Origin of the sequence: Coraliomargarita parva, from assembly GCF_027257905.1 — a bacterium.
Lineage (GTDB): Bacteria > Verrucomicrobiota > Verrucomicrobiia > Opitutales > Coraliomargaritaceae > Coraliomargarita_A > Coraliomargarita_A parva.
Genome location: NZ_JAPZEI010000013.1, coordinates 119,259 through 126,144, shown reverse-complemented (window position 1 = coordinate 126,144; position 6,886 = coordinate 119,259). Strand labels below are relative to the sequence as shown.

Annotated in this window: 3 protein-coding genes; all 3 read left to right on the top strand. The window is 61.3% G+C overall.

Annotated features, from left to right (window positions below; all coding sequences use genetic code 11):
* Nucleotides 1-432 precede the first annotated feature (432 nt).
* The 3 genes from hrpA to O2597_RS17035 all read left to right on the top strand — a co-directional run bounded on the left by hrpA (nt 433) and on the right by O2597_RS17035 (nt 6,880).
* Complete coding sequence (gene hrpA, locus O2597_RS17045) at nt 433-4,281, top strand: ATP-dependent RNA helicase HrpA (protein WP_269526750.1); 3,849 nt, start codon at nt 433-435, stop codon at nt 4,279-4,281.
* Nucleotides 4,282-4,369: 88 nt separating this feature from the next.
* Nucleotides 4,370-4,969: a LemA family protein gene (locus O2597_RS17040; protein WP_269526749.1), complete on the top strand. Its 600-nt coding sequence runs from the start codon at nt 4,370-4,372 to the stop codon at nt 4,967-4,969.
* 21 nt (nt 4,970-4,990) lie between these two features.
* Nucleotides 4,991-6,880, top strand: coding sequence for a M48 family metallopeptidase (locus tag O2597_RS17035; RefSeq protein WP_269526747.1), 1,890 nt, complete (start codon nt 4,991-4,993; stop codon nt 6,878-6,880).
* Nucleotides 6,881-6,886: the final 6 nt, after the last annotated feature.

The window sequence follows — 6,886 nt, the reverse complement described above, 5'->3', positions numbered from 1 at the left end:
GTTCGAAAAAGGAAAGCCTTACAAATGGGCCATCACTGCGGCCATGCGAAAGCTACTCATTCACATACAGTCCCTGCTGAAAAATTATGAAAAACAACTTGTATAAAGACACAGTTGCTGCAAGCAGGTGAGGAGCTTGCATGCCCACGTGTGACTCAACATTGCTGAAAAGTAGAGGCACTTTATCTGAATCGAGGTCCCCCTGCCACTGAGGTTTATCTGAAATGTCCCGCCTCGCCTTTCCAATGAGGGCACTCTGACAATGCGCCAATCAAGTTCCCCTCCTGACTCAGGAGGGGTGGATTCCGCAGAGCGGAAGACGGGGTGGTCCCGCATCCCATATCTCGCATCCCGTATCCCGCATATAGCCCCCGCCTCCCCACTTGACGCCTGCGGAAGAATCCTGCGTATTCGGCTGCTTTGATTCCAGCGATGCCGACCAAGCCACAGCTTCATCCGACTTACAGCGGCGACCTCCCGATCCATGCCCGGCGGGAGGAGATCATTCGCACGGTCCGTGACAATCCGGTGGTCGTCATCGCGGGGGAAACCGGTTCGGGCAAGACCACCCAGCTCCCGAAGTACCTGATCGAATGCGGACTGGGACAGGAACGGCTGATCGGCTGCACCCAACCCCGCCGGGTCGCCGCCCTCTCCGTCGCTCAACGCATCGCGGAGGAATTGAAAGTCAACTTCGGCAAGGAAGTCGGCGCAAAGATCCGCTTCACCGACAAGACCGGTGCCGACACCAGCATCAAGGTCATGACCGACGGGATCCTGCTCAACGAACTGCAGGACGATCCCCTGCTCAGCGCCTACGAGGCCATCGTCATCGACGAGGCCCACGAGCGGAGCCTGAATATCGATTTCATCCTCGGCTGTCTCCGACAGATTCTCAAGCAGCGCAGCGACCTGAAGGTAATCATCACCTCGGCCACGATCGACACGGAACGTTTTTCAAAGGCCTTTGACGATGCCCCTATCATCGAGGTCTCCGGACGTATGTATCCGGTTGATACCCTCTACCGCCCGATCGAGGATATCGGCGAAGAAGCCGAAGACCTGAACTATATCGAGGCGGCCGCGGAAATCGTCCGCGAGATCCTCGACGAGAACCAGATCGGCGACATTCTCGTCTTCCTACCCGGCGAGCGCGACATCCACGAACTCAGACGCCTGCTGGAGGACAGCCCGGCCCGGCACTGCGACCTGCTCCCCCTCTATGGCCGTCTGGCCAATGCCGATCAGCAGCGCATTTTCCATCCTGGCGGACGCCGGCGCGTGATCCTCGCCACCAATATCGCAGAGACCTCGTTGACCGTGCCGGGCATCCGTTACGTGGTCGATACCGGTCTGGCCCGGATCAGCCGGTACAGTCCGCATTCCCACACCTTGCGACTGCCGATCGAGCCGGTGGCCCAGTCGAGCGCCGACCAGCGCAAGGGCCGCTGCGGACGCGTCAGCAACGGGGTCTGCTACCGGCTGTATTCGGAACAGGACTACCTCTCCCGCCCACGCTTCACCACTCCGGAAATCCACCGCTCCAACCTCGCGACGGTCATCCTGCGCATGCTGGCTTTCCGTCTGGGAGACATCCGCAGCTTCCCCTTTATCGAACCGCCCACGGAAAACGCCATACGCGGCGGCTTTCGCCTGCTGTCCGAACTTGGAGCCGTCCGAGGGATCAAGGACGACACGCCCGACCCCAGTTTCCGGGTCACAGGCCTGGGGCGCAAGCTGGCCCAGCTCCCGGTCGACCCCACCGTCGGACGCATGCTGCTGCAGGCCGAGCGCGAAGGGGCCTCCGAAGACGTCTGTGTCATCGCCGCCGCCCTGTCCATTCAAGACCCGCGGGAACGCCCGTCCGAAAAGACCAAGGAGGCGGATGAGATGCAGAAGCGCTTCATCCATCCGGAATCCGACTTTCTCTCCCTGCTCAATATTTGGAACAGCTACCACGACGAACTGGAGCGGCTCTCCCAGAGCCAGTTGCGGAAGTTCTGCAAGACGCACTTTCTCTCCTACCAGCGCATGCGGGAGTGGCGGGACATCCATCAGCAGCTCAGCCGGATTCTCAAGGATCTGCGCCCAAGGAAAAGCAGAGAACAGTCGTTACACCCTGCAACAACCAACAACGGTCAACAAACAACAAACAACTATCCTGCGATTCACCGGTCGATCCTGACCGGCCTTCTCAGTAATATCGCCACCAAGGAGGCGGGGCACGATTATCGCGGTCCGCGCAACCGGAAAGCCATGCTCTTCCCCGGCTCCGGCCTCTTCGACCACGAAACGGCTAAAAAAATCCGCAAGGCGGCCTATGCCAAGAAAGGGAAATCCGCGCCCTCCAAGACCAGCGCGCCCGACTGGATCGTCTGCGGGGAATGGATGGAAACCAGCCGTCTTTACGCGCGCACCGCAGCCAAGATCGAGGTGCAATGGGTGGAGGAACTCGCCGCCGACCTGATCCAGGTTTCCCACTCCGAGCCCTTCTGGAGCGAAAAACAGGCGGCGGCGCTTTGCAAGCAGCGGAAGTTGCTCTTCGGCCTGGAAATCGACCGCCGTAATGTGAGCTTCACACAGGTGGATGCGGAAACCGCGACCGATATCTTCGTGCGTTGCGGCCTGGTCGAGGAAGGGATCAAGGAGGAACCCGACTTCCTCAAGCACAACCGCAGCCTGCGCGAAGAAGCCGAATCCGAGCTGGTACGGCGTCGTCTGGGCTCCTCGGCCGTGGTGGAAGACCGGCTCTTCGACTTTTACCGTCAACGCCTGCGGGCTTGCGGCTCCTATGCCGAACTGCGTCGTTTCGCAAAAAAGCAGTACGGCGGCCCCCTGGACTTCCTCAAGGCCCGGCTCGACGATCTGCTGCCGTCGGCCGATGCGGACGACACGGATCTCGAGTTTCCCAAGGCGGTGGCTATCGGCGGGGTGAGCCTGCCCTTGAACTACCGCAATGAGCCCGGTAGCGAGGCGGACGGCGTGACCCTGCAGGTCCCGATCGCCCAGCTGGACGCCTTGCGCGAAGGCACCCTGGACTGGGCGGTGCCCGGCCATATCGAAGCCAAGATCGAAAGCCTGCTGCGCGGACTGCCCAAACCGATACGCGTGGCCTTGCATCCGCTGAAAGAACGTGCGGCCGAACTGCGCAAACAGGTGCGCCCCTCCGAGGAATCCCTGCGGGATCAACTCGCGGCCCTGCTCAAGCGCGACTTCGGCATCCAGACCTACAAGGACGAATGGGCCAGGACCGAGCTGCCCGACCACCTGAAGCCACGTATTCAGATCCAGAATACATCCGGCGAATCGCTGGCCGCCGGACGCGACCTGGATGCACTCAAGGCATCGCTGAGCCAACAGGCGAACAAGGCGTCGAAGGGCGAGGGCCTGTCCTCCATCCCCGCCTGGCAGGCCGCAGCCGGCCGGATCGAAAAAGAAAACCTTCAGGACTGGACCTTCGGCGACCTGCCGGAATCGATCGACCTCTCCGGCGAAGCGGGCCTGCCACTCAAGGCCTACCCCGCACTCGTACTGGAGAACGAACAGGTCCACCTACGCCTCCTTCCGGACCGGGCCTCCGCCCTGAAGGCGAGCGCCGTCGCCTGGCCCCGGCTGGGTGAAATCGTGCTGGGCCGCGAACTCGCTTGGATGCAGCGCGACCTGAAAGACCTCAAGCAACTGGGCGCTCTCCTCCTCCCCCTGGGCAACGCCGACACCGTCCGGCCCGCCGCATGGGCCCACCTCCGCCGCCATCTCTTTCGCACAACGCAAGTGCTCCCGCTCAGTGCCGGACGCTTCGAGGCCGCCTGCAAACAGGCGGATACCGAACGGCGAGGCATCCTCATGCAGCTCATGGACCGCCTGCGCGCCCTCCTCTCCGAACAACAGACGGCCAGCCTGATTCTGGAAAAGAAGCGAACAAGCAAGGCCCTCTCCTATCCCGGCATGCGCGCGCAACTCGACCAGTTGGTGCCGGCCTCACTGCTGGACGAATACGAATTCGACGAACTCCCCCACCTCACGCGCTTCCTCAAAGCCATGATCCTCCGCGCCGAACGCGCCAAGGAAAACATCCAGCGAGACATGGACAAAGCCAAGCGCGTGGCCCCCTTCGAGGCACAATTGAAACAGCTCGAAAAGAAACTCGGAACGGCAAGCGCCAAGCCCTACCGTATGCTGCTGGAGGAATTCAAAGTCTCCGTCTATGCGCAGGAACTCGGCACCGCACAAAAAGTCTCGGAAAAACGCCTGGAGAAACTGGCCGGGGAACTCACCCGCTGAGGCGCTCTTGACGCTCCGGCAAAAAGGAAAACTTTCCATTGCAGGATAAGGCAAGGCCCGGCAGAGTAAGGCTTCAACCATCCCTACTATGATTGCTGTCTGGATACTACTTGGCCTGATTCTCTTTTTCATTGCCGTCGTCGGCCTCTTCGTGGTGGGCGCGTACAACGGGCTCGTCCAACTGCGCAACCGGTTCAAGAACGCCTTCGCCCAGATCGACGTGCAACTGAAGCGCCGCTACGACCTCATCCCCAACCTGGTAGAGACAGCCAAAGCCTATCTCAAGCACGAGCGTGAAACGCTGGAAGCGGTGATTGCCGCGCGTAACACAGCCGTGGCTGCCGGCAAACAGGCGGCCGGCGATCCCGGCAACCCCGACGCCATCCGCAGCCTGGCCGGTGCGGAAACCGCACTCACCGGGGCGATGTCACGCTTCTTCGCACTGTCCGAGGCCTACCCGGAGCTGAAAGCCAACCAGAACATGGCGCAGTTGACCGAAGAGTTGACCTCGACCGAAAACAAGATCGCATTCGCACGGCAGGCCTACAACGACGCGGTCATGACCTACAATACCAAGTGCGAGGTCTTCCCGTCCGTGATCATCGCCAACACCTTCAATTTCCAGAAAGCGGAAATGTTCGAAGTGAAGGACGAAGCGGTCCGCGAAGCGCCCAAGGTGCAATTCTAACCGGCCCTTCCGTCAGGCGCCATGGACTTCTTCAGCGCGCAGGAGTTTGCCCGCAAGCGCACCAAATGGATGGTGCTGCTCTTCATCCTGTCGGTGCTCTGTATCACGGTCGCACTGTACGGCGTCGTCCTGTTCGGCTACTATTCTTTGTTCGCCGACAATGCCTCTCACCGGAACCAGGCGGTCACCCTCTACCACCCCGATCTCTTTCTCGCCACCCTCGTCGGGGTCAGCGGCTTCATCTGTTTCTGCTCCCTGCATAAGATCCGGGAGCTCCGGCAAGGGGGCGCCTACGTGGCGAGATCCCTCGGTGGGCGCCTCGTATCCCCCAAGACAAAGGACCCCGACGAGCGCAAGTTGCTCAACGTAGTCGAGGAAATGGCAATCGCCTCGGGCGTTCCGGTGCCCCAGGTCTTTCTCATGCCGCAGGGCGGCATCAATGGCTTTGCCGCAGGCTACACCACCTCGGACGCCGTCATCAGCCTCACCCGTGGAGCCATCGAAAAGCTCAACCGGGACGAACTGCAGGCCGTGGTGGCCCATGAGTTCAGTCATATCCTAAACGGGGATATGCGCCTCAACATCCGTCTGATGGGCGTCCTCTTCGGACTCCTAGCGATTGCGGTGAGTGGACGCAGCATGCTCCGCGTCATGAGCGATTCCAGCCGCCGGCGCTCCCGCTCCAGCCGTAAGGGAGAAGGAGGCGGCTTGATTATCATCTTTATCATCGCCTTCCTGGTCATGTGCATCGGCTACATCGGCGTCTTTTTCGGACGTCTGATTCAGAGCGCGATCTCACGCCAGCGCGAATTTCTTGCAGATGCCGCCGCCGTCCAATTCACGCGCAACCCGCTGGGGATCGCCGACGCACTCAAGAAAATCGGGGGCCATTCACACCGCTCCCTGATCCGGCATCCGCACGCCGAGGAAGCAGCCCATATTTTCTTTGCCACCGCACTCTCCGGCAATTTATCCAGCCCCTTTGCCACCCACCCGCCACTGGAGCAGCGTATCCGTGCGATCGAACCGAACTGGGACGGCAAATTCATCTTCGTGCCGGTGAAAAAGAAAGAGCCGCCAAAGACGGCATCCAGCGGCCAGGCCGATAAGGACTTCATCCGCAAGGTCGGCACCCTGACCGCCGCCGCGATACTCAGCGCCGACCAGATGCAGGGCGCCATCGCCAGCGAAAAGGAAGCCATCAGCGCAGATCCGGCCGAAGCCCGGGCCGCCATCCTGGCACTCCAGGCGGATGCCGCCGAAGAGCTCGCCCCCGATGCCGCTCAAGCCATCGTCCGTAAGGCCCTCGGCCCGGACATGGCTCAACGCACCGCACAATGGACGAAGAAATTCGCCGGCATGCCCAACCGGCAGCGCTTCGCCCTGCTCCAGCACTGCCTGAGCGCAGGCACCTCCGACGGGCTCAAACCGATGGAAGCGCTCATCGCCTGCATGACCGAACTGGCGGAGGCCGACCAGTCGATCACTCCCGAGGAGCTGGCCATCCTGCGCAGCGCCAAGCTTTACCTGAAGCGCAAGCGTAACCCGGCGCGACGCTTCCGCCCCATGCCACCCGCCCAGCTCGCACCGCATATCGAGCGCCTACTCTCCGCCCTCAGCTATGCCGGTAGTGCGTCCGGCGAAGCCCTCAACAAGGGTTTCACGGCCGGTGCCAAGCAATGTAACCGCTACCTTCTCCAGCGGGCCCGGAGACTCCCCCGCGAAGCCATCAGCCTGCAAGAACTGGAGTCGACGCTAGAGACACTCGCCGACCTGCCGCCTCCTCAAAAGAAAATCATTTTCGAAGGGGCCCTCGCCGTCATTCAATCCGACGGTCGCGTTGAAAAGGACGAATACGCCCTCATCCGTTGTGTCGCGATCAGTCTGGACCTGCCCCTCCCGCCGGTCTAGATCGGT